Below are 24,430 nucleotides of genomic sequence, written 5' to 3'. Positions count from 1 at the left end.
GAGGTCTTCTCAGCCGCCGTTGGCCGCGCCGCGCAGGCAGGTCAGCCAGGCGTCCTCGCGCGCCTTCTCGGCTGCGCGCAGCTTGTCCTCGGCCTCGCGCACGGCCGCGTCGTGCTTGCGCCATTCCAGCACCGCGCCCTCGCGGGCGGCGCGGGCGGCCTCCATGGTCGGGAAGCGGGCCAGCACCGCGCGCACGCTGTAGTTCACGGGCGGGCCGACCGTCTCGCGGTCGGGATAGAAGCCGGTGATCGAGTCCGCCGTCTCGTTCTCGATATGGAAGACGTCGGCCCAGCCCGCGTGATGGCGCATCAGGGCCCAGGGCCGTTCGATCCGGTCGCTCATGTAAAACTCCTAGAATCCTGGAGCCAAGCTAACGCGGACGGCGTGACGCTTTCTAGCCCCACAGACGCGGCTGGCGAACCTTCCAGGGAGCTTCTTTCTCCAGTTGGGCGGCCAGGCGCAGCAATGTGGCCTCGTCGGCGAAGCGGGCGGTGAACATCATGCCGATCGGCAGGCCGTCCTCGTCCATTTCCAGCGGCAGGGACAGCGACGGCTGGCCGGAGAAATTGAACGGCGGCGTATAGGGGAAGGCCGCGCTCTGGCGCTTGTTCAGTTCGCGCGGCTCGACGGCGACGGGGTCGATGTGGCCGACCTTGGGCACCGGCGTGCCCAGCACCGGGCAGAGATAGACGTCGACGTCCTCGAAGAACAGCAGGGTCTTGCGGTTGAGGTCGCGCAGGTCCTGCCAGCCCCGGAACGCCTGCTCGCCGGTGACCTTGCGCCCGCTCTTCAGCGTCGCCCAGGTCAGGGGCTCCAGCTCATGCTCCTGCGGCTCGCGGCCGAGCTGGGCCGCCAGCCGTGCGATATTGGCGGCGAAGTTGGCCCCCGAGACCGGCGCGCGGGCGGTGTAGAGCGCGCGGTAGTCGATGCCCAGGCCCTTTTCGCAGACGTCGTGGCCCAGCCGCTTCAGAAGATCGGCGGTGCGTTCCAGCGCCGCCTGTACCTGCGGGTCGATGGGCCGGCCGGCCGGGGTCTCGGAGGACCAGGCGATGCGCAGGCGCCCCGGACTGCGCTCGATCTCCTCCATGTAGGGCCGCTCCTTGTGCGGCGCCTCGAACGGCGCGCCCGGCTCGGGGCGGCCGGTGGCGTCCAGCATGGCGGCGCTGTCGCGCACGGTGCGGGTCACCACATGGTCGACCGAAAAGCCCATGGCGTAGTTGTCGCCGTCGGGCAGGTTCGGATTGCGGTCGCGGGTGACCTTCAGCCCCACCAGCCCGCAGCAGGCGGCCGGGATGCGGATCGAGCCGAGGCCGTCGCTGGCGTGGGCGAGGGGAACCATGCCGCTGGCCACCGCCGAGGCCGCCCCGCCGGACGAGCCGCCCGAGACATGGTCGGGGTTCCAGGGATTGCGACAGGCGCCCAGATAGCCGCCCTCGGTCACCCCGGTGATGCCGTATTCGGGCGTATTGGTCTTGCCCAGCAGCACCACGCCGCTTTCGCGGTATCGACGGGTCAGGCCGCAGTCGTCGGTGTCGACCAGGCCGGCGGCGAAGCGGCTGCCGCAGGTGCGCGGCCAGCCGGCGACCGGCACGGCCAGGTCCTTGATCAGGAACGGCACGCCCTTGAACGGCCCGTCGGGCAGCGGCCCCTTGGCGACCTGCCGAGCCTCGTCATAGGCCTTGTAGACGACGGCGTTGAGGGCGGGGTTGTGGCGCTCGATCCGCTCGATGGCCGCCTCGGTCAGCTCCAGGGGCGTCACCTCGCCCTTGGCCACCAGCTCGGCGAGGCCCAGGCCGTCATAGTCGGAAAAGGCGTCCATCATCCTACCCCTTTGAAAGATCTTATCTTTGGCCGCCGGCCAGGAAGGCCAGCTTGGCGACCGGCGCCAGGCCCGGCCCTTCGCGCCTGAGGGCGGCGAACGCGTCCTCGGCGGCGTTCAGCACGCCGTCGATGTCGGCGTCGGTCATCGCCGCGCAGAGGAACATGTTGTGCCAGGGATGCAGGTAGACGCCCCGGTCCAGCATCTGCGAGACGAAGAAGAACCCCTTGCGCAGGTCCGGGTCGTCCTCGAACAGATAGAGCGGCATCTGGCCGGGGCCGGTGTGGCGCAGGCCAAGCCCGTTCGCCGCCGCCCGCTCGACCAGGCCCGCCGACAGGCGCTCGCCCATGGCCGTGATGCGTTCGAGATAGTCGGTGGTGCGCACCAGCCGCAGGGTCTCCAGCGCCGCGGCCATCGGCGCGGCCTGGAACCAGTAGGAGCCGGTCACATAGATGGCGGCGGCCGCCTTGCGCGCCTTTTCCGACCCCAGCAGCGCCGAGATCGGGTGGCCGTTGGCGATGCACTTGCCCCAGGTCGAGAGGTCGGGCTCCACCCCGATGACGCTCCACGAGCAGTCGCGCGCGATGCGCAGGCCCGCGCGTACGTCGTCGACGATCAGCAGGGCGCCGGTCGCGTCGGCCAGCTCGCGGGCCTTGCGGGCGTAGGCGAGGTCCGGCTGGGCCTGGTCGATGAAGGCGTCGTGCTTGAAGGGGGCGGCGAAGATCGCCGCCAGGTCGTCGCCGGCCTGCGCCACGGCCTCTTCCAGGCTGGCGACGTCGTTGTAGTCGCAGAAGATATGATGGGCGTGATCGGTCTCGATGGTCCCGGCCGGCCGTGGCGTGCACCAGGGAGCCGCGCCGTGATAGGCGCCCTTGGCCCGCACGATGGTCTTGCGGCGGGTGTGCGCCCGCGCAGTCATCAGCGCCATGGTCGTGGCGTCGGTGCCGTTCTTGCAGAACATCGCCCAGGCCGCGTGACCGACCATCTCGGTCATTTCCTCGGCCAGCCGCACCATCAGGGCGGTCGGACCGGTCAGGGTGTCGCCCAGGCCGAGCTGGCGCACATAGGCCGCGTCGATCTCGGGATGGGCGTAGCCGAACAGATTGGGGCCATAGGCGCACATCAGGTCGAGGTATCGGTTGCCGTCGACGTCCCAGATGTGCGCGCCGTCGCCGCGCTTGAAGAACTGCGGATAGTCGTCCGGCAGCAGGCCGACCGCCTGGTGTCCGTACATGCCGCCGGGGATCACCGCGGCCGCGCGCTCGCGCAGGGCGCGGTCTTGGCTGCTTGCACGCGTCATGGGACACCTCCATCGACAGGGCCGTTTTCACGAACCTTACGCGGCCCTGGCGCATCGGCAACCGAAGAGAGTCCGTGGCGGCGCGCCCGCCGCGCGCTCAGAACATCCCGACCAGGGCCGAGAAGAAGGCCAGCATCGCCGCGATCATCGGCTTGATCAGCAGCACCAGCACCAGGATCGAGGCGATGGCCGCGATCCAGCCGACCACCGCGGCCAGCCCGTCCCGTTCGGCCCCGCCGATGGCGAAGGCGGCGATGGCGAAGGACGGCAGCATGTTCCCGAACGGGATCGGCAGGAACACGATCAGCGCCAGGATGAAGCACAGGGCGCCGACCAGCCGGTCGCCCAGCGGGTTGTACATGAAGGTCAGGCGCGGCCGCAGCCGCCGCTCCAACCGCGCCAGGTGCGGCTTCAGCTTGACGACCAGCGCCCGGAAGTCCGCCATCGGAATGGTGCGCGCCAGCAGCGCCTTGGGCAGCCACAGGGTCTTGCGGCCCATGGTCCACTGGGCGGTGATGAAGATCAGCGGCGCGCCCAGCAGGGCCGAGACGCCCGGCGGCATCGGCAGCACCAGCGGCGCGGCGAACACGAACATCAGCGCCCCGAAGGCGCGGTCGCCGAAGGTTTCCAGCAGGTCGGCCACCGACACCGCATCGCCCGCTCGCCCGGCGATCAGTTCAAGCAGTTCGGTGACGCTGGCGGCTTCTCGATGTTCGGACATTTCAAGCTTGGCGCTAACATGGCCAGGCGCCGCAGCGAAAGGCAAAGCCGTGGCGAAAAGGCGGCATGTCACACGATTGTTGGCCTGCGACTCGCTCTAGATAACGTCGATGTCCCAGCCGGTGCGCCTCGGTCTCGTCTATGCGGCCCTGTTCGTCGGCACGGGGGCCAGCGCGCCCTACATTCCGGTATGGTTCGCCCACCGGGGGCTCAATGGCGCGGAGATTGGCCTGATCCTGTCGGCGCCCATGCTGGCGCGGGCGGTGAGCGCGCCGGCCATCGCCATGTGGGCCGACAGTTTCCGCCTGCGCCGCACCCCGTTGGCGCTCATGGGGTTCGCCGCCGCGCTGGCCTATGGCCTGCTGGCCGCGCCGTTCGGCCTGGCCTGGTGGTTCGGGGTCTGGTTCGTCGCCTCGACCCTGGTTTCGACCATGGTCCCGCTGACCGACGTGATCGTCTTCCGGCGCGCGGGCCTGGACGGTTTCAACTACGGCTTTGCGCGCGGCATCGGCTCGGTCGCCTACATCGTCGCCAATGTCGCGGTGGGCGCCTTGCTGGCGCGCTACTCGCCCGAACTCGTGCTGGTCTGGATCGCTGGCGCCGCCATGACGGCCGCCGCGGCGTCGCGGAGCCTGCTGCCGCCCGACACGGTGCGAGAGGGCGGCGAGACGAGCCGGTTTTCCGAGCGGCTGGCCGGTCTGGGCGACCTGGTGCGCGACCGCCATTTCATGCTGGCGGTGGTGTCGGTGGGCCTGATCCAGTCGGCCCACGCCTTCTACTACTCGTTCTCCGCCCTCACCTGGAAACAGCAGGGATTGCCCGAAAGCATGACCGGCCTGCTATGGGGGCTGGGCGTCGCGGTCGAGGTCGGCTTCATGTGGTTCATGGAGCCCTGGCGGCGGCGTGTCGGTCCGCGCAACCTGCTCATGCTGGGCGGCCTCGCCGCCCTGGTGCGGTGGAGCGTCCTGGCCTTTTCGCCGCCGCTCTGGATGGTCGCGCCGTTGCAGGTGCTGCACACCTTCACCTTTGCGGCGACCTTCCTGGCCTCGCTCCAACTGGTCGAGCGGCTGTCGACCCCGGCCAACGCCTCGGCGGCCCAGACGATCAATTCCGCGCTGTCGGGCGGCTTCCTCATGGGGATCGCGACCATCGGCTCGGGCTGGCTCTACGATCAGGTCGGGGCCAAGGGATATTTGGCCATGGCGGCGATGTCGGCCCTGGGCGTTCTCGGCGCTCTGCGGCTCTACGGGGTCAAGCGGCTCGACGCCTGACTTTCCGCGACGACAGTCTTGCGGGTCCCCGCGAAGGGGCGACTATTCCCGCAACGACCGTCTGGGAGGACATGCATGCGGGCCTTGGAAGTCGCCGCGCCCTGGGGCCTGGACGCCCTCAAGGTCGTCGAGGCGCCCGATCCGGCGCCCGGACCGGGCGAGGTCCTGATCCGCATGAAGGCGGTGTCGCTGAACTATCGCGACCTGCTGATGGTGGGCGGCGTATACAGCCGCGGTTCGGCCGGCGCCGGCGAGGCCATCACGCCCTTTTCCGACGGCTGCGGCGTGGTCGAGGCGGTCGGCCCGGGCGTGACGCGGGTCGCGGTCGGTGACCGGGTCGCGACCCTGTTCTTCCAGAACTGGATTTCCGGCCGCCCGACCCTGGAGAAGCTGACCTCGGCCCTCGGTTTCCCGATCCCCGGCGCCGGCCGCGAACTGGCGGTGTTCAGCCAGGACGGCGTCTCGAAGGTTCCCGACTTCCTCACCGACCAGCAGGTCGCCACCTTGCCCTGTGCGGCCCTGACCGCCTGGCGGGGGCTCTTCGAAGATGCGCGGCTGGAGCCGGGCGACACGGTGGTGTTGCAGGGGACCGGCGGGGTCTCGATCTTCGGCCTGCAGTTCGCCCACGCGGCGGGCTATCGCACCGTGATCACCTCGTCCTCGGACGAGAAGCTTACGCGGGCCCAAGCGCTGGGCGCGAACCATACGGTCAACTATCGCACCACCGAGGATTGGGCCGGCGCGGTCCGCGCTGCGACCGGCGGTGTCGGCGCCGACTTCGTCATGGAGGTCGGCGGCGCAGGCACCATGCAGCAGAGCCTGCGGGCCGTACGCATCGGCGGCCACATCGCCGTCATCGGCGTGGTGGCTGGCGGGACCGAGGGCGTGCATCCCGGCGCGCTGATCGGCAACAGCGCCCGACTTCAGGGCCTCTCGGTCGGTTCGCGCGACATGTTCGAAGCCATGTGCCGCTCCATCGAGCTGCATCGGATCGAGCCGGTGGTCGACAAGGTGTTCGCATGGACCGATGCGGCGGCCGCCTTCCGCGCTATGCAGGGCGGCGAGCATTTCGGGAAGATCGTTCTCCAGTTCTAGCCAAGGAGCAGGCGATGCGTACGACGGGTATCAACCATCTGGCCCTGGTCTGCCGCGACATGGAGGAGACGGTGAAATTCTACACCGAAGTCCTCGGCATGCCGCTCTACAAGACTGTCGCCCTGCCGGACGGCGGCCAGCACTTCTTCTTCGACTGCGGCGGCGGCGACAGCGTCGCCTTCTTCTGGTGGCCGGACGCCCCGCCCGCAGCGCCGGGGATCGCTTCGGTGAAATCGTTCCCGGAGGAGGCGAAGTCGGCCATCGGCTCGATGAACCATGTCGCTTTCAACGTGCCCGAGGAGAAGTTGGACGAATACCGCCAGCGGCTGGTCGACGCCGGGGTGAAGGTGCTGCCGAACATGGTGGTCAACCACGACGACAGCCCGATGGGCGTCAGCGCCGAGAACCATCCGGGGGTCTTCTTCCGCTCGGTCTATTTCACCGACCCGAACGGGATCATGCTGGAGCTGGCGGCGACGACCAAGGCCTTCGGCCCGGACGACATCCGGCACGAGCCGGCGCGAGCCGTCCGCGTGGAAGTGTAGGGCTATGCCGCGCCTGCGTCAGGTTTCGCGCGTGGAGGCCGACTCCAAGATCGTCCAGCGCACCTACGACCTGCTGTTCGGCGACCGCGACCCGGTTGCAGAACCCGGGACCAGCACCGGTACGCCCGGCGACTGGTGGACGGTCTTCGCCCTCGTGCCCGACGTGCTGGAGCACGCCAGCCGCGGCTTCGCGCTCTATCGCAGTCCCGACCGCAAGCTGGACCCGGTGCTGCGCGAACTGGCCCAGACCCGCGTGGGCTGGGCCAAGGGCAGCCAGTTCGTCTTCTCCCAGCACTGCAAGTCGCTCCGCGGCCTGGGCGTCTCCGAGGATCGCATCGCCGCAGTCCCCAACTGGCAGGTCGCCGACTGCTATACGGCTGACGAACGCGCGGTGCTGGCCTATGCCGACTGCCTGGCGCTGCAAGGCGGGCGCACGCCCGAACCGGTGTTCGCCGCGCTCAAGGCCTTCCTCTCCGACGATGAGATCCTCGAACTCACCTACATCACCTGTCTCTACGACATGCATGCGGTGATGAGCCGGGCGCTGCGCACGGAATGGGACGACCGCGACGACCCGATCGTGGAGGTCGCCGCACCGGAGGGCTTCAGCGGCCGCGACTTCCTGGATACCGGGCGGAGGGCGGAATAGGAGGTGTCTTGAAATTGTACGATCAGTTGTACATATAGGAGGCCTGGAGGCCCTCATGGACGTGCTGACCTATTCCGACACCCGTGCAAACCTGAAGGACGTGATGGACCGCGTGGTGGAAGACCGTGCGCCGGTGGTCATCACCCGCAAGCGTGGGGAGGCGGTGGTGATGGTCTCTCTGGCCGATTGGAACGCCATGGATGAAACCCTGCATCTGATGTCCAACCCGGCCAACGCCGCGCGGCTGGCCGAGGCGATCCGTCAACTCGATGCTGGCGACGGGATTGAGCGCGACCTGATCGAGCCGTGAAGCTGGTCTTCGCCGCCAGGGCCTGGGAAGATTACCTTCACTGGCAGGCCGCCGATCCCAACACCCTCGAAAGGCTGAACGGCCTCATCAAGGAGTGCATGCGTTCACCCTTCAAGGGAACGGGCAAGCCGGAACCCTTGCGCGGCGATCTGCAGGGCTGGTGGTCGCGCCGCATTACGCTCGAAGACCGCCTCGTCTATCGCATCGCAGGTGGGGGCGAAGCCCAGCAACTGGAAATCGCCCAATGTCGATTCCACTACTGAGGTAGGGCGGCGGTCAGATCGAGTAGTCGAGTTCGCCTTCCAGCCAGGCGACGATCTTCTCGGCGGCGTCGGCCGCGGTCATGGCGGTGGTGTCGATGACGATCTCGGCGTTCTCGGGCGCCTCGTAGGGGCTGTCGATGCCGGTGAAGTTCTTGAGTTCGCCCGCCCGCGCCTTTCGGTAGAGGCCCTTCACATCGCGTTGCTCGGCGACCGACAGCGGGGTGTCCACATAGACCTCGACGAAATCGCCTTCGGCCTGCAGTTCGCGCGCCATGCGTCGTTCGGCGCGGAACGGCGAGATGAACGAGACCAGCACGATCAGGCCGGCGTCGACCATCAGCTTGGCGACCTCGGCCACCCGGCGGATGTTCTCGACCCGGTCCTCGTCGGTGAAGCCGAGGTCCTTGTTGAGGCCGTGGCGGACATTGTCGCCGTCGAGCAGGTAGGTGTGGCGCCCGTCGGCGTGCAGGCGCTTTTCGACCAGGTTGGCGATGGTCGACTTGCCCGAACCGGAGAGGCCGGTCAGCCAGACCACGCGGCCGCGTTGGCCCTTCAGCGCCGCGCGTGAGGCCTTGTCGACGTCCAGCGCCTGCCAGTGGATGTTCTGGCTGCGGCGCAGGGCGAAGTGCAGCATGCCCGCGCCGACCGTGCGATTGCTCAGCCGGTCGATCAGGATGAAGCCGCCGAGGTCGTGGTTCTCGGCATAGGCGTCGAAGGCGATCGGCGCATCGAGCGAGAGGTTGCAGACCCCGATCTCGTTGAGCTCCAGCCGCTTGGCGGCCAGGCGCTCCAGGGTGTTGACGTTGATCTTGTACTTCGGCTCGGTGACCTGGGCCGACACCACCCGCGCGCCGACCTTCAGAAGATAGGGTCGGCCGGGCAGCATGGCCTCGTCGTCCATCCAGACCAGGGTCGCCTCGAACTGGTCGGCCACCGGCGGCGGCGATCCGGCCTCGGCGATCACGTCCCCGCGCGAGATGTCGATCTCGTCGGCCAGGGTCAGGGTCACCGACTGGCCGGCGACCGCCACGTCCAGATCGCCGCGGAAGGTGACGATGCGCTCGACCGTGCTTTCGCGGCCTGAGGGCAGGGCCTTGATCCTGTCGCCCGGCCGGACCGTCCCCGACGAGATCAGGCCCGAGAAACCGCGGAAATCGAGGTTCGGCCGGTTCACCCACTGGACGGGCATGCGGAACGGCTTTTCCCGCTGGTCGTCCTCGACCGGCAGGCTCTCCAGCAGAGGCATCAGGGCCGGGCCGTCGTACCAGGGCGCAGCATCGCTGGCGGTGGTGATGTTGTCGCCCTTCAGGGCCGACATCGGGATGGCCGTGTAGTCCTGGATGCCGATCTGGGCGGCGAAATCGGCGTATTCCTGCAAGATCGCGTCGAAAACCTGCCGATCCCAGCCGACCAGGTCCATCTTGTTGACCGCCAGGATCACGTGGCGGATGCCGAGCAGGCTGACGAGATACGAGTGCCGCCGCGTCTGGGTCAGTACGCCCTTGCGCGCGTCGATCAGGATGACGGCGGCGTCGGCCGTCGAGGCGCCGGTGACCATGTTGCGCGTGTACTGCTCGTGGCCGGGGGTGTCGGCGACGATGAACTTGCGCTTGTCGGTCGAGAAGAAGCGGTAGGCGACGTCGATGGTGATGCCTTGCTCGCGCTCGGCGGCCAGGCCGTCGACCAGCAGGGCGAAGTCGATGTCGCCGCCTTGCGTCCCGACCTTCTTGGAGTCCGCTTCGAGGGCGGCGAGCTGGTCCTCGAAGATCATCTTGGAATCGTAGAGCAGGCGGCCGATCAGGGTCGACTTGCCGTCGTCCACCGACCCGCAGGTCAGGAACCGCAACAGGCTCTTGCGCTCGTGCGCGGCGAGATAGGCTTCGATGTCTTCGGCGATGAGGGCGGACTGGTGGGCCATACAGTTAAATCCGCTCATTCCCGCGCAGGCGGGAACCTAGACGGCCCCTCGGCGCGTACCTCATTGATTCAGCTTGGGTCCCCGCCTGCGCGGGGATGAGCGGAGGTCTCAAAAGTAGCCCTCCTGCTTCTTCTTCTCCATCGAGGCGGCCTGGTCGTGGTCGATCATCCGGCCCTGGCGCTCGGAAGTAGTGGTCAGCAGCATTTCCTGAATGATTTCAGGCAGGGTGGCGGCGGTGCTTTCGACTGCGCCGGTCAGCGGATAGCAGCCGAGGGTGCGGAAGCGCACCGACTTCTGCATCGGGACCTCGCCCTCGCGCAGGGGCATCCGCTCGTCGTCGACCATGATCAGCGCGCCGTCGCGTTCGACCACCGGACGGACGTCCGAGAAGTAGAGCGGCACGATCGGGATCTGTTCGAGGTGGATGTACTGCCAGATGTCCAGCTCGGTCCAATTGGAGATCGGGAACACCCGGATGCTCTCGCCGGGATTCTTGCGGGTGTTGTAGAGCCGCCAGAGTTCGGGGCGCTGGTTTTTCGGGTCCCAGCGGTGCTGGGCCGAGCGGAACGAGAAGATGCGCTCCTTGGCGCGGGACTTCTCCTCGTCGCGGCGCGCGCCGCCGAAGGCCGCGTCGAAGCCGTACTTGTCGAGCGCCTGCTTCAGGCCCTCGGTCTTCCAGATGTCGGTGTGCAGGGCGCTTCCGTGGTCGAACGGATTGATGTTCCGCGCCACGGCCTCGGGGTTCTTGTGGACCAGCAGCTCGAAGCCGAGCTCCTTGGCCATGCGCTCGCGCATCTCGTACATCGCCCGGAACTTCCAGGTGGTGTCGACGTGCAGAAGCGGGAACGGGGGCTTGGACGGATAGAAGGCCTTGGCCGCCAGATGCAGCATCACGGCCGAGTCCTTGCCGATGGAATAGAGCATGACCGGGCGCTCGGCCTCGGCCGCCACCTCGCGCATGATGTGGATGCTCTCGGCTTCCAGGCGCTGGAGATGGGTCAGGGTTTCGGGGGCGATGACCGGCGCCGGCGCCTGCATCAGGGCTGTACCTTGCACGTGAACCTCGGGCCGCAGCCTGGAAATCTAATGACGAAATAGCCGCCTGTCGCTGGCGATGCGACATGCGGTTTGGCCCTGGCCGAGGGATTACGGGACGCGGCGGCCGCTGACGATAGAGTTTTCCTGACAGGAGACCGAGGAAAATGGCGGCGTCCGAAAGTCGCGCATCGCCTCGCGGCCATGTCCGAAAACCGCGAGACAGCCGCTGCGCCAAGGCCGATGATCGCTGCATGGATATGGACGACGACGCCTGTTACCGCGCCTTCCAGATGCGCGACGCCCGCTTCGACGGACGCATCTTCTGTGGTGTGAGGAGCACAGGGATCTATTGCCGGCCGATCTGCCCGGCCAGGACGCCCAAGCGCGAGAACATGCGGTTCTTCCGCTCGGCCGCCGCGGCCCAGGAAGCGGGATTTCGGCCTTGCCTGCGCTGCCGGCCGGAAACCTCGCCCGATCTCGGCTCCTGGCGCGGGACCTCGAACACCGTCTCGCGGGCGCTGGCCCTGATCGAGAGCGGGGCGCTGGATGGCGGCGATGTTGAGGCCCTGGCGGAGCGGTTGGGTGTAGGCGAGCGCCAGCTTCGCCGGCTGTTCCAACAGCATCTGGGCGCCTCGCCCGTGGCGGTGGCCCAGACGCGCCGCGTGCTGCTGGCCAAGCAATTGATCCACGAGACCCGTATGCCGATGGCCGAGGTCGCCCTGGCCGCTGGCTTCGGCAGCGTGCGGCGCTTCAACGAGACCTTCCAGCAGCTCTTCGACCGCCCGCCGGCCAAGCTCCGCCGGCTGGGCGGGGCCGAGATCGCCGCGGGCCAGGGCGGGGCTGTCGCCATTCAGTTGGCCTATCGCCCTCCCTACGATTGGGAGGCGATGATCGCGTTCCTGGCCGCTCGCGCCATTCCGGGCGTGGAGAGTGTTCGGAACGGCCGCTACGCCCGCACCCTGGCGGTGGGCGAGGCGCGCGGCGTGGTGATGATCGAGCCGGGCGAGGGGGCGAGCCTGCGCGTCACCCTGCGCTTTGCGAAGGTCCAGGCCTGGCCCGCCGTGCTGGCGCGCGTGCGCCGAGTGTTCGACCTGGCCGCAGACCCGGCGGTGATCGCCGTCCATCTGTCGGAAGACCCGGACCTAGCGCCGATGGTGGCCGCCCGCCCCGGCTTGCGCGCGCCCGGCGCCTGGGACGGCTTCGAGTTGGCGGTGCGCGCGGTGCTGGGCCAGCAGATCACTGTGCACGCCGCGCGGATGCTGGCCGGCAAGATCGCCGCATCCTACGGATCGCCGCTGGAAGACGAGGCGGCCAATGCGCTGGGCCTGACCTGCTTCTTCCCGACGCCCGAGCAACTGGCCCTGGCCGATGTCGAGACCCTGGCCATGCCGCGGGCGCGTGGGCGGGCCCTGGTCGGCCTGGCTGGCGCCGCCGCGACCGACCCAGACCTGTTCGGCGCGCGCCGCAGCCTGGACGAAGCGGTCGCGGCCCTGCGCGCCTTGCCGGGGATCGGCGAATGGACCGCCCAGTACATCGCCATGCGCGCCCTGCGCGAACCCGACGCCTTCCCCAGCGCCGACATCGGCCTGATGCGGGCGCTGGAGGGGCCGGATGGCCGCCGCCCCACCGCCGCCGAACTGTTGGCCCGGGCCGAGCGCTGGCGGCCCTGGCGCGCCTATGCGGCTTCCCATCTCTGGGCCGCCGACCCCAAGAGCCCCACGGACGCCAAACATGTCGAAGCCGCCTGAAACATTGATCCTCGAGCGTCTGCCGACCCCCGTCGGCGAAGCGATCCTCGTCGCCGATGCGCAAGGCGTCCTGCGCGCCTTCGACTGGACCAGCCACGAGGCGCGCCTGCGCCTGCTGCTGCGTCGGCAAAACCCGCCGACGACGCTGGTCGAAGGCCGTGCGCCGGCCGTGATCCGCGAGGCGGTGGACGCCTATTTCGCTGGAGACTTGACGGCGCTGGCCGCGATCTCCTGGCGCACCGGCGGCACCGACTTCCAGCGCAGCGTCTGGACCGCGCTCTGCGCGATCCCGGTCGGTGAAACCGTGACCTACAAGCAGCTTGCCGAGCGGATCGGACGGCCCAGCGCGGTCCGGGCGGTGGGCCTGGCCAACGGCGCCAATCCGGTGGGCGTGGTGGTCCCATGCCACCGCGTCATCGGCTCGGACGGGAGCCTGACCGGCTATGGTGGCGGGCTGGAGCGCAAGCGCTGGCTGCTGACCCACGAAGGGGCGAGTTTCCGCGCAGCGGCCTGACGCCCGGCACATGACCGAAATTTCATGTTCCGCCGCATCGCTGGCCGCAGGCGACTGTCGTATAACGATGCTCGCCGGAATCGTATCGGACGTATGGGAGAACTCCGATGCAGACCTTGACCGAAATCGTCGCCGCCGTGGTCGTCTCTTCGTCGGCCGCCGCCTATTCGCATTTCGGCGTGACGCTCGAGGCGCAGCAGGTCGAAAAACCGGCGCCGGCCGAACGCACCATCGCGCGCACGACCCCGCCGCGTAACGCGCCGCGCGTGGCGTCCAAGGCCGGCAAGGGGACGGTCATGGTCCGCGAGGTCTGTCCCGAGCAGCGCGCGCGGATGGTCCCGGCCTGACCTTTCGTCGCAGCCCGCGCGCAGATTGGGCCCGATCAGTGCTTTGCGCGGCCGATGTTCATCGGTAATCCTTCGCCCCTGGGTTTAATGACGGGTTGCGGGCGTCGGGGGCGCGCGGACCCGCAGGGCTGGGAAGGCCGCTTACACGGGCCATGAAGATCAAGAAGCGGCATCAACCTTTTGATTTTCAATCGCTTGACGGCGAACCTTCGGCGGCCGCGGAAACGCCGCCGCCGGCTGGCGAGCCTTCGTTCGCCTTCGCCGCCCCCCCGGTCGGCGAACTGGCGGTCGAGGCGAAACCCGCCACCCCGCCTCAGACCTCGAGCGACCCACAGGGCGCGGCCCCGCCCGCCGTGGCCCGCACGGCCCTGACCCCGATCGGCGCCGGGGAGCCCTCGGGATGGCCGGTCTATCTCACCGCCCTGGTGGTGTCGGTGTTGTGGGCCTGCGCGCCGATCGCCTTCGCCTGGGGGTATCGCCGCTCGATCGCCCCGTTCGACTACGAGCCCTTCGCCGTCCTGGTCTTTGCAATGCTGGCGATCGGCCCGGCGGCCCTGGTCTGGCTGTTGGCCTACATGGTCCGTCAGGGCCAGAAGCTGGCGGCCGAGGCGCGGCGCGCCAAGGCGCTGGCCGACGAGTTGGTCACCCCGGCCATGGCGGCCGGCGTCCAGGCCGCCGACATGGTCCAGGTCGTGCGCGACGAGATCGTTCGCGCCAGCGCCGCGGCCCAGGAGGCCACCGACACCATGGTCGTGCTGCGCCAGGCCCTGGCCGGCGACAGCGAGCAATTGGCCGCCGCCGCGGCCAACGCGGCCCGGACGGCCCGGAGCCTGACCGAGACCCTGGGCCGCGAACGCAGCGAGTTGAGCGGTCTGGCCCAAACGCTCGACGCCCAGTCGGCGGCGGTCGCCGACGCCATCGCGCGGCAGGCCAAGATGGTCGGCGAGGCCTCGGATCTCGCCGAGGCTCAGCTTCGCGAGGCCGAGGCTTCCCTGGCTGCGCGCGCGGCCGATCTGGCGGCGGCGGCGGGCGAGACCAGCGATGCGGCCCGCGCCGCGGCCGAAGACCTGACCCGCCATATCGCCAGGCTGGAAAACGCTGGCCTCGGCGTCACCGAGCAGATCGGGGCCGTGGAGAAGGGCCTGAGCGAGCAGCGCGCCGGGCTGATGGACCTTTCCCACGCCATGCGCTCCGATCAGGAGAGCTTCGCGGCCCAGGCCGAAACCCTGGCCGCCCAGCTTTCGGAATTCGTCGGCCAGGCGCGGCTCTCGGCCGCCGAGATGGGCGACCGGGCGGTGAAGGGCGGCGAGGCCCTGCGCCAGCTCATGGGCCAGGCGAGCGAACAGTTCCGCGAGCTGGCCGAAACCGCCAAGGCCGAGCGCGACGAATTCGGGCAATCGACCCTGCATTCGGTGGAGGCCGTGGCCGCCGCCGCCGCGGCCGAACGCCAGCGGTTGGAGGAACAGACCCGGACGACCATCGCCGCCATGACCAGCGCGGCGGAGGAAACCCGCCAGGCCGCGGCCCGGCACGCCGAGAGCGCCCGCGACCAGGTCGACCAGCTTTCCGAAGCGGCCTTCACCGCCGGCCAGCAGGCCAACAAGGTGTTCGAGGCGCGGCTCGCCGAGGCCCGCGCCCTGATCGAGCAGTCGGCGGCGATGGTCGAGCAGGCCGGCGCCGCCACCATCCGCCGGCTGGACGAGGGCGCGCAGGCCGCTCGCACGACGCTCGGCGAACTCACCGCCCTGCTGGCCGACATCGAGGAGCGGACGGCCAAGCTGCCCCAGGCCGCACGCGGCCAGGCCGAAGAGGTGCGGCTGGCCGTCGCCGAAAGCATCGACGAACTGATGGATCACGCGCGGCGCACGGCCGACGAGACCCAGGCCATCGACGAAGCGTTCCAGGAGCGCGTGCGCCGCAATTACGAGATGCTGAGCGACGCGGTGCGGATGATGGGCTCGGTCGCGACCACCACCGCTGCGCCGCCGCCGCTGCTGCGCGAGCGGCCGGCCCGCGCCTCGCTGCGTGCGGCGATCGACAAGACCGCTGCTCCTCCGCCGATGGAGGAGGCCCAGGGGAGCGAACACGCGAGCGAACCGCAGGCCGAGCCGGTCCTGGACGATCTCGATCCTGTGGACGATATCGCTCTGGAGCTGAGCGACCCGATCCCGCCGCCGCCCGAGCCGGAGGCGACGACGCCCCGCGCGCGGCTTCGCCTGACGCCGACGGCGACCGATGCGGAGTTCAACAGCGTCTTCGAGCAGGCCGGCGGGCGCCGGCCGGACGAGACCGATGCAGACGGCGGTTGGACCTGGAAGGACTTGCTGTCTTCGCTGGAGGAGGGCGAGGAGGCCGAGGTCGTCCAGCGCCCCTTGGAGGAGGTCCTGTCCGCCGAGATCGGCGCCATGGGCATCGATCCGACCGCCCTGTTGCCCCGTTCGCGAATCCAGGACGTGACGGCCGCCCTGCAGGCGCGGGACGGCGACCAGGCGCGCCAGATCGTGCGCAGGCTGGCCCCGGCCGCCAGCCGCCGCCTGGCGCGCAAGCTCTTCACCGACGAGGCCTTGAAACGCCAGGTGCATGGCTATCTGCATCGCTATCAGGGCCTGATCGAAGAGGCCGTGGAGCGTGATCCTGGCGGGCTGCTGGCCGAGACTCTGCTGAACTCCGAGGCCGGGCGGACCTATCTGCTGTTCGACGCCGCGGTCGGCGACCTGGCTTGACCCGACGGTTGACGGCTCGGGAGGAGCGGTGGCCGCTCGCCGCGGCCTTCGTCATTTCCCGCGGCGCCTGAGAGCTTGCGGGACGGACGATGTCGACCGGGCCGCCGCTGCTTCTGGCCCGCGACCGCGAGCCGGGCCTGCGCTATGATGGCTCGCTGATCTATCCGCCGGAGCGAGAGCTCTGGGGTTAGGCGGCCTCGAACATTCCGGCGCTGCGACGTTGAGGCGACATGTCCGAAGATCGGGAGAGAGCTCATAGCGCCTGGCGCGCCGCCGAGCGGATCAAGCGCCTGTCCGACCGGCTGGTGGGGGTGGGGCCCATCGGCGTCGGCCTGGACGGCGTGCTGGCCTGGGTTCCGTTCGCCGGGACGGCCTACAGCGTCGGGGCCGGCGCGCTGCTGATGTATCACGGCGTCATGGCCCAGGCCTCGCTGCCGACCCTGGCGCGCATGGGCGCCTATCTGGTGCTCGACTCCGCAGCCTCCGTGCCGCCGGTGGTGGGCTGGGTGGTCGACACTCTGTTCCCAGGGCACCTGATGGCGGCCGGCGCCTTGCAGAAGGACATCGAGGCGCGCCACGGCCCCGCCGAATTGCCGGCCCGCTGGGGGCGGCGCGGCAAGGGCCGCGGCGCGGTGAAGGTGCGGCCCGGTTAAGCGGGGTCAGGCCTTTTCGAGCTGGGCGTAGCCCATCTGTTCGTTCAGGCGGTCCATGACCTCGATGGCGGCCTCCGGCACCACCGTTCCGGGGGTGAAGATGGCGGCGACGCCGGCCTCGTGCAGGGCCTGGAAGTCCTCGGGGGGGATCACGCCCCCGACCACCACCAGGATGTCGGGCCGGCCCAGCTTGGCCAGTTCGTCCCTCAGTTCTGGCACCAGGGTCAGGTGGCCCGCGGCCAGCGAACTGGCGCCCACCACATGTGCGCCCTCGGCGACGGCCTGGGCGGCGGCCTCGGCCGGGGTCTGGAACAGGTTGCCGATGTCGACGTCGAAGCCGAGGTCGGCGAAGCCGGAGGCGATGACCTTCTGCCCGCGGTCGTGACCGTCCTGGCCCATCTTGGCGATCATTACCCGCGGCTTGCGGCCGTCGGCCTGGCGGAAGGCCTCGGTCATGGCGCGGGCGCGGTCGGCCTGCGGCGTGGCGCCGGCCTCGCGCAGATAGACCCCGGTGACGGCCGAGGCGTCGGCGGCATGGCGGCCGAAGATCTTTTCCAGCGCCAGGCTGATCTCGCCGACGCTGGCCTTGGCGCGGGCGGCGTTGACCGACAGCTCCAGCAGGTTGCCGTTGCCGGCCGCGCCCGCGGTCAGGGCGGCGAGGGCGGCCTCGACCGCCGCCGGATCGCGCTCGGCGCGCAGGCGTGCGAGCTTTTCCAGTTGCCGCTCGCGCACGGCGGAGTTGTCGACCTTCAGCACCGGGATCTCGTCGGCGACGACCGGCTTGTAGCGATTGACGCCGATCACGCTCTGGCGGCCGGAATCGATGCGGGCCTGAGTGCGGGCGCTGGCCTCCTCGATGCGGCGCTTGGGCAGGCCGTCCTCGATGGCCCTGGCCATGCCGCCCAGGGCCTCGACCTCGGCGATGTGCGTGAGGGCGCGGGCGGCGAGATCGGCGGTCAGCCGCTCGACATAATAGGCGCCCCCCCAGGGATCGATCACCCGCGTCTGGCCGCTTTCGAGTTGCAGGAAGAGCTGGGTGTTGCGGGCGATGCGAGCCGAGAAGTCGGTCGGCAGGGCTAGCGCCTCGTCCAGCGAGTTGGTGTGCAGGCTCTGGGTCTGGCCGCCGGTGGCGGCGATGGCTTCGACCAAGGTGCGGGGCACGTTGTTGTAGACGTCGTGCGCCGCCAGGCTCCAGCCGCTGGTCTGGGTATGGGCGCGCAGAGAGAGCGAGCGCGAGTCCTTCGGGTCGAATTCGTCCCTCATCAGCTTGGCCCACAGCAGGCGCCCGGCGCGCTGCTTGGCGATCTCCATGAAGGCGTTCATGCCGGCGTTCCAGAAGAACGACAGCCGCGGGGCGAACTGGTCGACGCTCATGCCGGCGGCGACGCCGGCGCGCACGTACTCGATCCCGTCGGCCAGGGTGTAGGCCAGCTCCAGGTCCAGCGTCGCCCCGGCCTCCTGGATGTGATAGCCGCTGATCGAGATCGAGTTGAACTTCGGCATTTCGCGCGAAGTATATGAAAAGATGTCCGAAATGATCCGCATCGAGGGGGCGGGCGGATAGATGTAGGTGTTGCGGACCAGGAACTCCTTGAGGATGTCGTTCTGGATCGTGCCCGACAGCTTGTCGTGCGGCACGCCCTGTTCCTCGGCCGCGACGATGTAGAGCGCCAGGATCGGCAGCACCGCCCCGTTCATGGTCATCGACACGCTCATCTTGTCGAGCGGGATGCCGTCGAAGAGGGTGCGCATGTCGAGAATGGAATCGATGGCGACGCCCGCCATCCCCACATCGCCCTTCACCCGCGGATGGTCGCTGTCATAGCCGCGGTGGGTGGCGAGGTCGAAGGCGACCGACAGGCCCATCTGACCAGCCGCCAGGTTGCGGCGATAGAAGCCGTTGGAGTCCTCGGCCGTGGAGAAGCCCGCATACTGGCGGATGGTCCACGGATTGGTCAGGTACATGGTCGGATAGGGACCGCGCACGAAGGGCGCCAGGCCCGGATAGCCGGTCGCCAGGCCATGGATGTCGGCCGGGCCGTAGGACGGCTTGACCGCGACGCCTTCCGGCGTCTCCCAGGTCGGGCCGGCGAGCGGCTCGCGCTCGGGCTGAGTGGCGTCGAAGGGCAGGGTGGAGAAGTCGGGGAACGGGCTCATCGGGCGGCCTCATGCGGCGCGGCGAGACGAATGGGAACGAGCGGTGGGCAGCGGCTGTCGGGGCCCGGCAGGCGGGCGGACGGCGCCTCGGCGCGATGGCGTTCGGCCGGCTCGACCTCCACAGGCGCGTCCTGCGTCGGCGGGAAGGCCGTGACGCCGACGATCTTCGGCGGGCCGGCCGCCTCGCGCGCGGTGTTGGCCTCGGCCACCGCCTGGGCGATCAGGCCTTGGCCGAGCGCGGCGACGATCCCGCCGGCGGCCTCGATGGCCTGGAACTGCGTCCACGCCGCGCGGGCCATCTCGTCGGTCAGGGCCTCGACATAGCCTGAGCCGGCGGCCGGATCGGCGACGCGGCCGAGATGAGCCTCTTCCATCAGCACGAGCTGGGTGTTGCGGCTTTGGCGGCGGGCGAATTCGGTGGGCAGGCCAATGGCGTCGGTGAAGGCGCCCAGCACCACGGCGTCCGCGCCGCCGACCGCCGCGCCGAAGGCCGCGGAGGTCAGGCGCAGCATGTTGGTCCAGGGATCTTGCACGGTCAGCATCCGCTGGGAGCTGCGGACCTCGATCCGCGCCGGGCAGGGCGCGCCGCTGGCGCCGGTGAGCCGCGCCCAGAGCCGCCGCGCCGCCCGCAGCTTGGCGATGACGGCGAAATAGTCGGCATCGGCGCAAAGGCCGAGCTGGATGGCGGCGAAGGCCTGATCTGTCGGCAGGCCGGCGCGGACCAGGGCCTTGGCGTAGGCGAGCGCGCTGGCGATGGCGAAGGCCAGCTCGGCGGCCTCGCCGCCGCCGGCCTCGTGCACGACGCGGCCGCTGGCCAGGAACAGCGTCGCCTTCGGATAGGTCTCGGCCAGGCGCGCCCCGACCGTCGCGGCCGAGATGACGTGGCTCTCGATGGGGCCGGGGCTTTCACCGGCCTCGGCGAAGGCGCCGAGCGGATCGAGGTGAAACTGAAGGAGGGCGGCGGGCGAGCTCTTGGCGGCGGCGCTGAGCCAGTCGGCCGCCTTGGGACCGAGGAAGCCGGCGTCGAGGGCGACAGCGGCCAGTTCCACGAAGACGCTGTCCAGAACCTGGCCGAGATCGGCGGCCGAGCCCACGGCGACGCCGTTTTCCCCCGCAGGGTCGATCCGCACCAGCAGCGAGGCGGCCCCGCCCTCCAGGTCGGCCAGCAGGTCGGCCCGGGCCTTGACCGGATCGGGCCGGCGGGCGAGCGCGCGCACCTCCCAGGGCCGGTCGGCGTCGTGCGGCCGCAGCGGGAAGGCGGGCACGGCTCCGGCCTCGTACAGCGGCGCGATGGGCAGGCCCTCGACGGTGGTGCGGCGCAGGCTGTCGAAGGGTGCGTCCTTCAAGGTCTTTTCGACCAGGGCGCGCCAGTCGGCGGCGGTGGCGGTCGGGGGAGGGCCGAAGGCGGTCGGAATGTCGGTCATCGCCCCGTCATTGGGGCCTGTCCGCGCGATGCGTCAAGTTCACGCCGGGTCACGACTTGCACCTTGAGATTTTTTGTGTGTACGCTGTAAAAATTAGATCGACGCCATTCATTCAAGGACGACTCTCCATGGCCCTGCCACCCGTTCTCTCCGAGCGCCTGCGCATTCCCGTCATCGGTTCGCCGCTGTTCATCATTTCAGGACCGGAACTGGTCATCGCCCAATGCAAGGCGGGGATCGTGGGATCGTTCCCTGCGCTGAACGCGCGCCCGGCCAGCCAGCTCGACGAATGGCTGGCGCAGATCACCGAAGAGCTGGCCGACTGGGACCGCAAGAACCCGGACCGGCCGTCCGCGCCGTTCGCGATGAACCAGATCGTCCACAAGACCAACGACCGGCTCGAGCACGACGTCGAGATGGCGGTGAAGTACAAGGTGCCGGTGACCATCACCTCGCTGGGCGCCCGCGAGGACGTCAATGCGGCGATCCACTCCTATGGCGGCGTGGTCCTGCACGACGTCATCAACGACAAGTTCGCCCGCAAGGCCGTCGAGAAGGGGGCCGACGGCCTGATTCCGGTGGCGGCGGGCGCCGGCGGTCATGCGGGGCATCTGTCGCCCTTCGCCCTGGTGCAGGAACTGCGCGAGTGGTTCGACGGCCCGATCGCGCTTTCGGGCTCGATCGCCAACGGCGCGGCGATCCTGGGCGCGCAGGCGATGGGCGCGGACCTGGCCTATATCGGCTCGGCCTTCATCGCCACGCAGGAGGCCAATGCTGTGCAGGGCTACAAGGACATGATCGTCGCCTCGTCGGGCGAGGACATCGTCTATTCGAACCTCTTCACTGGGGTGCATGGCAACTATCTGCGCCCATCCATCGAAGCGGCGGGCCTGGACCCGGACAACCTGCCGGTCTCCGACCCCTCCAAGATGAACTTCGGCTCCGGCGGCAACCAGAAGGCCAAGGCATGGAAGGACATCTGGGGCTGCGGTCAGGGCATCGGCGCGGTGAAGGCCATTCCGACGGCCGGCGAAATGATCGACCGCCTGGCCGCCGAGTACGAAGCGGCCAAGGCCGACCTGGCGCGCAAGACCGCTCTGACGCGCGGCGCCGCCCTGGCCATGGCGGCCGAATAGGCGGAGTAGCGGGAAGGCCGGCTCGGCCGGCCTTCCTGGAGCATGATCCGTTCCGATGGAATCGGATCATGCTCCAGACTCTTTGAATTTAGAGCATTTTCTGCGCCGAACCGGCGTCCACTTCGGCGGAAAATGCTCTAGCTGCCTGTCGAGGTGTACTTGGCCACGCCGAGCCGCCAGGCGATCAGCGACGCGCCGAGGAAGGCGAACCCCGCCGCCGGGGTGAGGGGCAGCAGCCAGTCGGGCGCGCCCAGCGGGTCGGGCTTGCCGAGCAGCACCAGCACCGGGAAGTAGGCGACGCAGCCCAGGGGCACGACGAATATGAGGAAATTGCGGAACCAGCCGGCATAGATGCTGAGCGGGAACTGCGCGGCCTGGACGCCGCCATAGGTCAGGAGGTTCATGACCTCCAGGCTCTCCACCGTCCAGAAGGCGAGGGTGGCCTGCAGAACCATCAGGCCGATGAAGAGTGCGACTCCGCCCGCGATCGTCCAGGCGGCGAGCAGGAGCTTTCCGGCATCCCAGTCGAGCGCCAGGGCGCTGGTGGAAAGGCCAATGACGACAAGGCCTTGAGCCAGCCTTCCGATCCTGGACAGGCGGAACTCGTGGCCGATCAGTTGCAGGGCGGCCGAGCGCGGTCGCAGCAGCACGCGGTCGAAATTCCCGGTCTTGATGAACTCGATCCCGAAGACGTCGAAACCGCGGCTGAGGAAGTCGGCGACGGCGAAGGAGACGCTGACCATTCCGAAGAAGAGGGCGATGTCGCCGAAGGTCCAGCCCTGGACGGGGCCGAAGCGGTCGAAGAGCGCCCAGGCGGCGAGGATGTCGATGATGGTCGCGAAGAATTGCGCCACGCCCAGGGCGATGGCCGAGCCGGGATATTGCATCTGGCCACGAACCGAGGCGCTGAAGAGGCGAGCGAGCAGCAGAAGCGCCGACATGGTTCAGCCTCCCTGCATCTGGAGTCGGCCCATGACGCGGCGCATCCAGAACCGGCCGAGGGCGATGAAGGCGAGCGTCCAGCCAGCCTGGAGGGTGAGCCCGGCGAGGGCGCGCTGGCCGGTCAGGTCGCCTGAATAGATACGGACTGGAATGTCGAGCATGCCCGCGAAGGGCTGGACGAACAGGAAGCCCTGCATCCAGTCGGGGAAGAGCGGCAAGGGCAGCAGGTTGCCCGAAAAGACGATGATGGCCGAGGCGGTCAGGGCGTTGACGCCGCGCTCGTCGAGGAAGCGGACCGCGGCGAGGTTGAGCAGCATCACCCAGGCCGACGACAGCGCCACCAGCAGGATGACCGAGACGGCGAAGAGGCCGGCTTGAAGCGGGCTCTGCGGCGGGCGCCAGGACCAGGCTTCCAGACCGATGAGCGGCAGCAGGACGCCGGCGAAGGCCAGCATGAGGGCGGCGCGGGGCAGGGCCCTGGCGGTCATCCAGGCGGCGGCGCGCGCATACCACCAGCCATAGGTGTCGAGGGGGCGCAGCCGGTCGTAGCCGATCGCCCCGCTGCGCACGGCCTGGCCGATCTCGGGATCGCCGCTCCAGGGAACCAGCGCCAGCAGAGCCTGGGCCAGCCAGATGTAGGTGATGGTCTGCGAAAGGCCGAGAGAGCCCGCCGCGGCCGGCGCCGCCGCGAAGAAGGCGGCGTAGACCATGACCTTGATCCCGCCCCACCAGCATTGGGTGGCGAAGCCGGCCAGGGCCGCGGCGCGGTACTGGAGGAGGAGCATGAACCGCGCGGCGAAGGCGGCCGCGTAGGGGCGTGCGGCGTCCAAGGCTCAAGCCTCCGCCGCGCCATGCAGATCGTAGAAGCGGGCGATCACCTCTTCGATTGCGGGCTGCTCGACATGGATGTCGTCGACGGCATGGTCTGCGGTGATGGCGGCGATCAGCCGGGGCGCAGGCACGACGGCCGGATCGAAGGCGAGCGCCAGGGAGCGGCCCTGGCGATTGCGGACCTCGACGCCCGGCAGGTCGATAGCCGGAGCCTCCTCGGCGAAGTCGACGATCAGGCGGCGTTCGCGCAGGACATCGTTGCGCAGGGCGTCGAAAGGGCTGTCGGCCAGAACCTGGCCATGACCGATGACGATCACCCGCTCGGCCAGGGCCTCGATGTCGTGCATGTCGTGGGTCGTGAGCAGCACGGTCACGCCGCGCTCGCGGTTCAGCCGCTTGACGAAGTCGCGCACCGCCAGCTTCGAGGGCGCGTCCAGGCCGATGGTGGGTTCGTCGAGGAAGAGCACGTCCGGCTCGTGCAGCAGGGCCGCAGCGATTTCCGCACGCATCCGCTGGCCCAGGGAGAGTTGCCGGATGGGCTGGTCGAGCAGAGGCTTCAGGCGAAGCATCTCGACCAGTTCGTCGCGGGTGCGGGCGTAGCGGACCGGATCGACCCGGTAGATGTCACGCAGCAGGTCGAAGCCGTCGATCACCGGGAGGTCCCACCAGAGCTGGGTGCGCTGGCCGAACACCACGCCGATCCGCGAGACGTGGGCGATGCGATCGGCGTAGGGGACGAGGCCGCCGACCTCCACGCGGCCGCTGTCCGGGCGCAGGATGCCGGAGAGGATCTTGATCGTCGTGGACTTGCCCGCGCCGTTGGGACCGATGAAGCCAAGCAGTTCGCCGGCTTCGAGCGAAAAGGAGACACCGCGCAGGGCTTCGACCGCGCGGGTCCGCCGGCGCACGAGGCCGCGCGCGGCGCCGAGCAAGCCAGGCTCGCGTTCGGCCACGCGATAGGTCTTGGCCAGGTCCTGAACCAGGATCTGGGGCATGGGGACACCTAGCGATTTCAAAGAAGGCGCAG

General features: G+C 69.3%; 23 protein-coding genes. 12 read left to right on the top strand and 11 right to left on the bottom strand.

Features of this window, described 5'->3' with window-relative positions:
* Nucleotides 1–9 precede the first annotated feature (9 nt).
* The 4 genes from ACE3TL_RS01585 to ACE3TL_RS01570 form a co-directional block, all read right to left on the bottom strand.
* Complete coding sequence (locus tag ACE3TL_RS01585; protein WP_374576908.1) at nucleotides 10–342, bottom strand: hypothetical protein; 333 nt, start codon at nucleotides 340–342, stop codon at nucleotides 10–12.
* Between the two features lie 52 nt (nucleotides 343–394).
* Entirely contained in the window at nucleotides 395–1,819 is a 1,425-nt protein-coding gene (locus tag ACE3TL_RS01580) for an amidase (RefSeq protein ID WP_374576907.1), read from the bottom strand.
* Between the two features lie 22 nt (nucleotides 1,820–1,841).
* Nucleotides 1,842–3,119: an aminotransferase class III-fold pyridoxal phosphate-dependent enzyme gene (locus tag ACE3TL_RS01575; RefSeq protein WP_374576906.1), complete on the bottom strand. Its 1,278-nt coding sequence runs from the start codon at nucleotides 3,117–3,119 to the stop codon at nucleotides 1,842–1,844.
* A gap of 97 nt (nucleotides 3,120–3,216) precedes the next feature.
* Nucleotides 3,217–3,840, bottom strand: a complete 624-nt coding sequence (locus ACE3TL_RS01570) for an exopolysaccharide biosynthesis protein (protein WP_374576905.1) — start codon at nucleotides 3,838–3,840, stop codon at nucleotides 3,217–3,219.
* A 109-nt stretch (nucleotides 3,841–3,949) separates the two neighbouring features.
* On the opposite strand from ACE3TL_RS01570, the gene ACE3TL_RS01565 reads away from it, so the two are divergent.
* From ACE3TL_RS01565 to ACE3TL_RS01540, 6 genes are all read left to right on the top strand, one after another.
* Nucleotides 3,950–5,110 carry an MFS transporter gene (locus ACE3TL_RS01565; RefSeq protein ID WP_374576904.1) on the top strand — a complete coding sequence of 387 codons (1,161 nt, stop codon included), beginning with the start codon at nucleotides 3,950–3,952 and terminating at the stop codon, nucleotides 5,108–5,110.
* Nucleotides 5,111–5,185: 75 nt separating this feature from the next.
* Entirely contained in the window at nucleotides 5,186–6,205 is a 1,020-nt protein-coding gene (locus ACE3TL_RS01560; protein ID WP_374576903.1) for an NAD(P)-dependent alcohol dehydrogenase, read from the top strand.
* Nucleotides 6,206–6,219: 14 nt separating this feature from the next.
* Nucleotides 6,220–6,750, top strand: coding sequence for a VOC family protein (locus tag ACE3TL_RS01555; RefSeq protein WP_374576902.1), 531 nt, complete (start codon nucleotides 6,220–6,222; stop codon nucleotides 6,748–6,750).
* 4 nt (nucleotides 6,751–6,754) lie between these two features.
* Nucleotides 6,755–7,399 (top strand): carboxymuconolactone decarboxylase family protein, encoded by a 645-nt coding sequence (locus ACE3TL_RS01550; protein ID WP_374576901.1) that lies wholly within the window; start codon nucleotides 6,755–6,757, stop codon nucleotides 7,397–7,399.
* 55 nt (nucleotides 7,400–7,454) lie between these two features.
* Nucleotides 7,455–7,709 carry a type II toxin-antitoxin system Phd/YefM family antitoxin gene (locus tag ACE3TL_RS01545; protein ID WP_374576900.1) on the top strand — a complete coding sequence of 85 codons (255 nt, stop codon included), beginning with the start codon at nucleotides 7,455–7,457 and terminating at the stop codon, nucleotides 7,707–7,709.
* On the top strand, nucleotides 7,706–7,972 hold the full coding sequence (locus tag ACE3TL_RS01540) for a Txe/YoeB family addiction module toxin (RefSeq protein WP_374576899.1): 267 nt from the start codon (nucleotides 7,706–7,708) through the stop codon (nucleotides 7,970–7,972). The genes ACE3TL_RS01545 and ACE3TL_RS01540 overlap by 4 nt, the downstream gene beginning before the upstream one ends.
* Nucleotides 7,973–7,985: 13 nt before the next feature.
* Here the strand turns inward: ACE3TL_RS01540 and cysN are convergent, their stop codons facing one another.
* Both cysN and cysD read right to left on the bottom strand, forming a co-directional pair.
* A complete protein-coding gene (cysN, locus tag ACE3TL_RS01535) occupies nucleotides 7,986–9,890 on the bottom strand; it encodes a sulfate adenylyltransferase subunit CysN (protein ID WP_374576898.1) in 1,905 nt (634 codons plus the stop codon).
* Between the two features lie 108 nt (nucleotides 9,891–9,998).
* Nucleotides 9,999–10,928 (bottom strand): sulfate adenylyltransferase subunit CysD, encoded by a 930-nt coding sequence (gene cysD, locus ACE3TL_RS01530; RefSeq protein WP_374576922.1) that lies wholly within the window; start codon nucleotides 10,926–10,928, stop codon nucleotides 9,999–10,001.
* A 251-nt stretch (nucleotides 10,929–11,179) separates the two neighbouring features.
* On the opposite strand from cysD, the gene ACE3TL_RS01525 reads away from it, so the two are divergent.
* From ACE3TL_RS01525 to ACE3TL_RS01505, 5 genes are all read left to right on the top strand, one after another.
* The gene (locus tag ACE3TL_RS01525; RefSeq protein WP_374576897.1) at nucleotides 11,180–12,676 is read left to right on the top strand and encodes an AlkA N-terminal domain-containing protein; all 1,497 of its coding nucleotides are present in this window, start codon (nucleotides 11,180–11,182) and stop codon (nucleotides 12,674–12,676) included.
* On the top strand, nucleotides 12,660–13,190 hold the full coding sequence (locus ACE3TL_RS01520; protein ID WP_374576896.1) for a methylated-DNA--[protein]-cysteine S-methyltransferase: 531 nt from the start codon (nucleotides 12,660–12,662) through the stop codon (nucleotides 13,188–13,190). The genes ACE3TL_RS01525 and ACE3TL_RS01520 overlap by 17 nt, the downstream gene beginning before the upstream one ends.
* Nucleotides 13,191–13,297: 107 nt before the next feature.
* On the top strand, nucleotides 13,298–13,537 hold the full coding sequence (locus ACE3TL_RS01515; RefSeq protein WP_374576895.1) for a hypothetical protein: 240 nt from the start codon (nucleotides 13,298–13,300) through the stop codon (nucleotides 13,535–13,537).
* Nucleotides 13,538–13,689: 152 nt separating this feature from the next.
* Entirely contained in the window at nucleotides 13,690–16,260 is a 2,571-nt protein-coding gene (locus tag ACE3TL_RS01510; protein WP_374576894.1) for a polar localization protein TipN, read from the top strand.
* Nucleotides 16,261–16,490: 230 nt separating this feature from the next.
* Nucleotides 16,491–16,913, top strand: a complete 423-nt coding sequence (locus ACE3TL_RS01505; RefSeq protein ID WP_374576893.1) for a DUF4112 domain-containing protein — start codon at nucleotides 16,491–16,493, stop codon at nucleotides 16,911–16,913.
* Between the two features lie 6 nt (nucleotides 16,914–16,919).
* On the opposite strand, the gene scpA is transcribed toward ACE3TL_RS01505, so the two are convergent.
* Together scpA and ACE3TL_RS01495 are read right to left on the bottom strand one after the other, a co-directional pair.
* Complete coding sequence (scpA, locus tag ACE3TL_RS01500) at nucleotides 16,920–19,070, bottom strand: methylmalonyl-CoA mutase (RefSeq protein ID WP_374576892.1); 2,151 nt, start codon at nucleotides 19,068–19,070, stop codon at nucleotides 16,920–16,922.
* On the bottom strand, nucleotides 19,067–20,494 hold the full coding sequence (locus ACE3TL_RS01495) for a methylmalonyl-CoA mutase family protein (protein WP_374576891.1): 1,428 nt from the start codon (nucleotides 20,492–20,494) through the stop codon (nucleotides 19,067–19,069). The genes scpA and ACE3TL_RS01495 overlap by 4 nt, the downstream gene beginning before the upstream one ends.
* A 128-nt stretch (nucleotides 20,495–20,622) precedes the next feature.
* On the opposite strand from ACE3TL_RS01495, the gene ACE3TL_RS01490 reads away from it, so the two are divergent.
* Nucleotides 20,623–21,630 (top strand): NAD(P)H-dependent flavin oxidoreductase, encoded by a 1,008-nt coding sequence (locus ACE3TL_RS01490; protein ID WP_374576890.1) that lies wholly within the window; start codon nucleotides 20,623–20,625, stop codon nucleotides 21,628–21,630.
* Nucleotides 21,631–21,767: 137 nt separating this feature from the next.
* On the opposite strand, the gene ACE3TL_RS01485 is transcribed toward ACE3TL_RS01490, so the two are convergent.
* The 3 genes from ACE3TL_RS01485 to ACE3TL_RS01475 are packed head-to-tail and all read right to left on the bottom strand — an operon-like array spanning nucleotide 21,768 to nucleotide 24,398.
* Nucleotides 21,768–22,571, bottom strand: a complete 804-nt coding sequence (locus tag ACE3TL_RS01485; RefSeq protein ID WP_374576889.1) for an ABC transporter permease — start codon at nucleotides 22,569–22,571, stop codon at nucleotides 21,768–21,770.
* A gap of 3 nt (nucleotides 22,572–22,574) precedes the next feature.
* Nucleotides 22,575–23,402 (bottom strand): ABC transporter permease, encoded by an 828-nt coding sequence (locus tag ACE3TL_RS01480; protein WP_374576887.1) that lies wholly within the window; start codon nucleotides 23,400–23,402, stop codon nucleotides 22,575–22,577.
* A 3-nt stretch (nucleotides 23,403–23,405) separates the two neighbouring features.
* Nucleotides 23,406–24,398, bottom strand: coding sequence for an ATP-binding cassette domain-containing protein (locus ACE3TL_RS01475; RefSeq protein ID WP_374576885.1), 993 nt, complete (start codon nucleotides 24,396–24,398; stop codon nucleotides 23,406–23,408).
* Nucleotides 24,399–24,430: the final 32 nt, after the last annotated feature.

The sequence above is a fragment of the Phenylobacterium sp. genome (assembly GCF_041920015.1).
Taxonomy (GTDB): Bacteria; Pseudomonadota; Alphaproteobacteria; order Caulobacterales; family Caulobacteraceae; genus Phenylobacterium.
Note: the sequence above shows the minus strand (reverse complement) of the source record. Positions and strands in the feature narration are given on the sequence as shown.

What these genes read in the sequence shown, in the direction of transcription:
- ACE3TL_RS01525 (WP_374576897.1), top strand. Translation starts at nt 11,180, where the DNA reads ATGGATATGGACGACGACGCCTGTTACCGCGCCTTCCAGATGCGCGAC.
- ACE3TL_RS01565 (WP_374576904.1), top strand. Translation starts at nt 3,950, where the DNA reads ATGTCCCAGCCGGTGCGCCTCGGTCTCGTCTATGCGGCCCTGTTCGTC.
- ACE3TL_RS01575 (WP_374576906.1), bottom strand. Translation starts at nt 3,119, where the DNA reads ATGACGCGTGCAAGCAGCCAAGACCGCGCCCTGCGCGAGCGCGCGGCC.
- ACE3TL_RS01485 (WP_374576889.1), bottom strand. Translation starts at nt 22,571, where the DNA reads ATGTCGGCGCTTCTGCTGCTCGCTCGCCTCTTCAGCGCCTCGGTTCGT.
- cysD (WP_374576922.1), bottom strand. Translation starts at nt 10,928, where the DNA reads ATGCAGGCGCCGGCGCCGGTCATCGCCCCCGAAACCCTGACCCATCTC.
- ACE3TL_RS01545 (WP_374576900.1), top strand. Translation starts at nt 7,455, where the DNA reads ATGGACGTGCTGACCTATTCCGACACCCGTGCAAACCTGAAGGACGTG.
- ACE3TL_RS01570 (WP_374576905.1), bottom strand. Translation starts at nt 3,840, where the DNA reads ATGTCCGAACATCGAGAAGCCGCCAGCGTCACCGAACTGCTTGAACTG.
- ACE3TL_RS01505 (WP_374576893.1), top strand. Translation starts at nt 16,491, where the DNA reads ATGTCCGAAGATCGGGAGAGAGCTCATAGCGCCTGGCGCGCCGCCGAG.
- ACE3TL_RS01560 (WP_374576903.1), top strand. Translation starts at nt 5,186, where the DNA reads ATGCGGGCCTTGGAAGTCGCCGCGCCCTGGGGCCTGGACGCCCTCAAG.
- ACE3TL_RS01510 (WP_374576894.1), top strand. Translation starts at nt 13,690, where the DNA reads ATGAAGATCAAGAAGCGGCATCAACCTTTTGATTTTCAATCGCTTGAC.
- ACE3TL_RS01585 (WP_374576908.1), bottom strand. Translation starts at nt 342, where the DNA reads ATGAGCGACCGGATCGAACGGCCCTGGGCCCTGATGCGCCATCACGCG.
- ACE3TL_RS01555 (WP_374576902.1), top strand. Translation starts at nt 6,220, where the DNA reads ATGCGTACGACGGGTATCAACCATCTGGCCCTGGTCTGCCGCGACATG.
- cysN (WP_374576898.1), bottom strand. Translation starts at nt 9,890, where the DNA reads ATGGCCCACCAGTCCGCCCTCATCGCCGAAGACATCGAAGCCTATCTC.
- ACE3TL_RS01580 (WP_374576907.1), bottom strand. Translation starts at nt 1,819, where the DNA reads ATGGACGCCTTTTCCGACTATGACGGCCTGGGCCTCGCCGAGCTGGTG.
- ACE3TL_RS01495 (WP_374576891.1), bottom strand. Translation starts at nt 20,494, where the DNA reads ATGACCGACATTCCGACCGCCTTCGGCCCTCCCCCGACCGCCACCGCC.
- ACE3TL_RS01520 (WP_374576896.1), top strand. Translation starts at nt 12,660, where the DNA reads ATGTCGAAGCCGCCTGAAACATTGATCCTCGAGCGTCTGCCGACCCCC.
- ACE3TL_RS01475 (WP_374576885.1), bottom strand. Translation starts at nt 24,398, where the DNA reads ATGCCCCAGATCCTGGTTCAGGACCTGGCCAAGACCTATCGCGTGGCC.
- scpA (WP_374576892.1), bottom strand. Translation starts at nt 19,070, where the DNA reads ATGAGCCCGTTCCCCGACTTCTCCACCCTGCCCTTCGACGCCACTCAG.
- ACE3TL_RS01490 (WP_374576890.1), top strand. Translation starts at nt 20,623, where the DNA reads ATGGCCCTGCCACCCGTTCTCTCCGAGCGCCTGCGCATTCCCGTCATC.
- ACE3TL_RS01515 (WP_374576895.1), top strand. Translation starts at nt 13,298, where the DNA reads ATGCAGACCTTGACCGAAATCGTCGCCGCCGTGGTCGTCTCTTCGTCG.
- ACE3TL_RS01550 (WP_374576901.1), top strand. Translation starts at nt 6,755, where the DNA reads ATGCCGCGCCTGCGTCAGGTTTCGCGCGTGGAGGCCGACTCCAAGATC.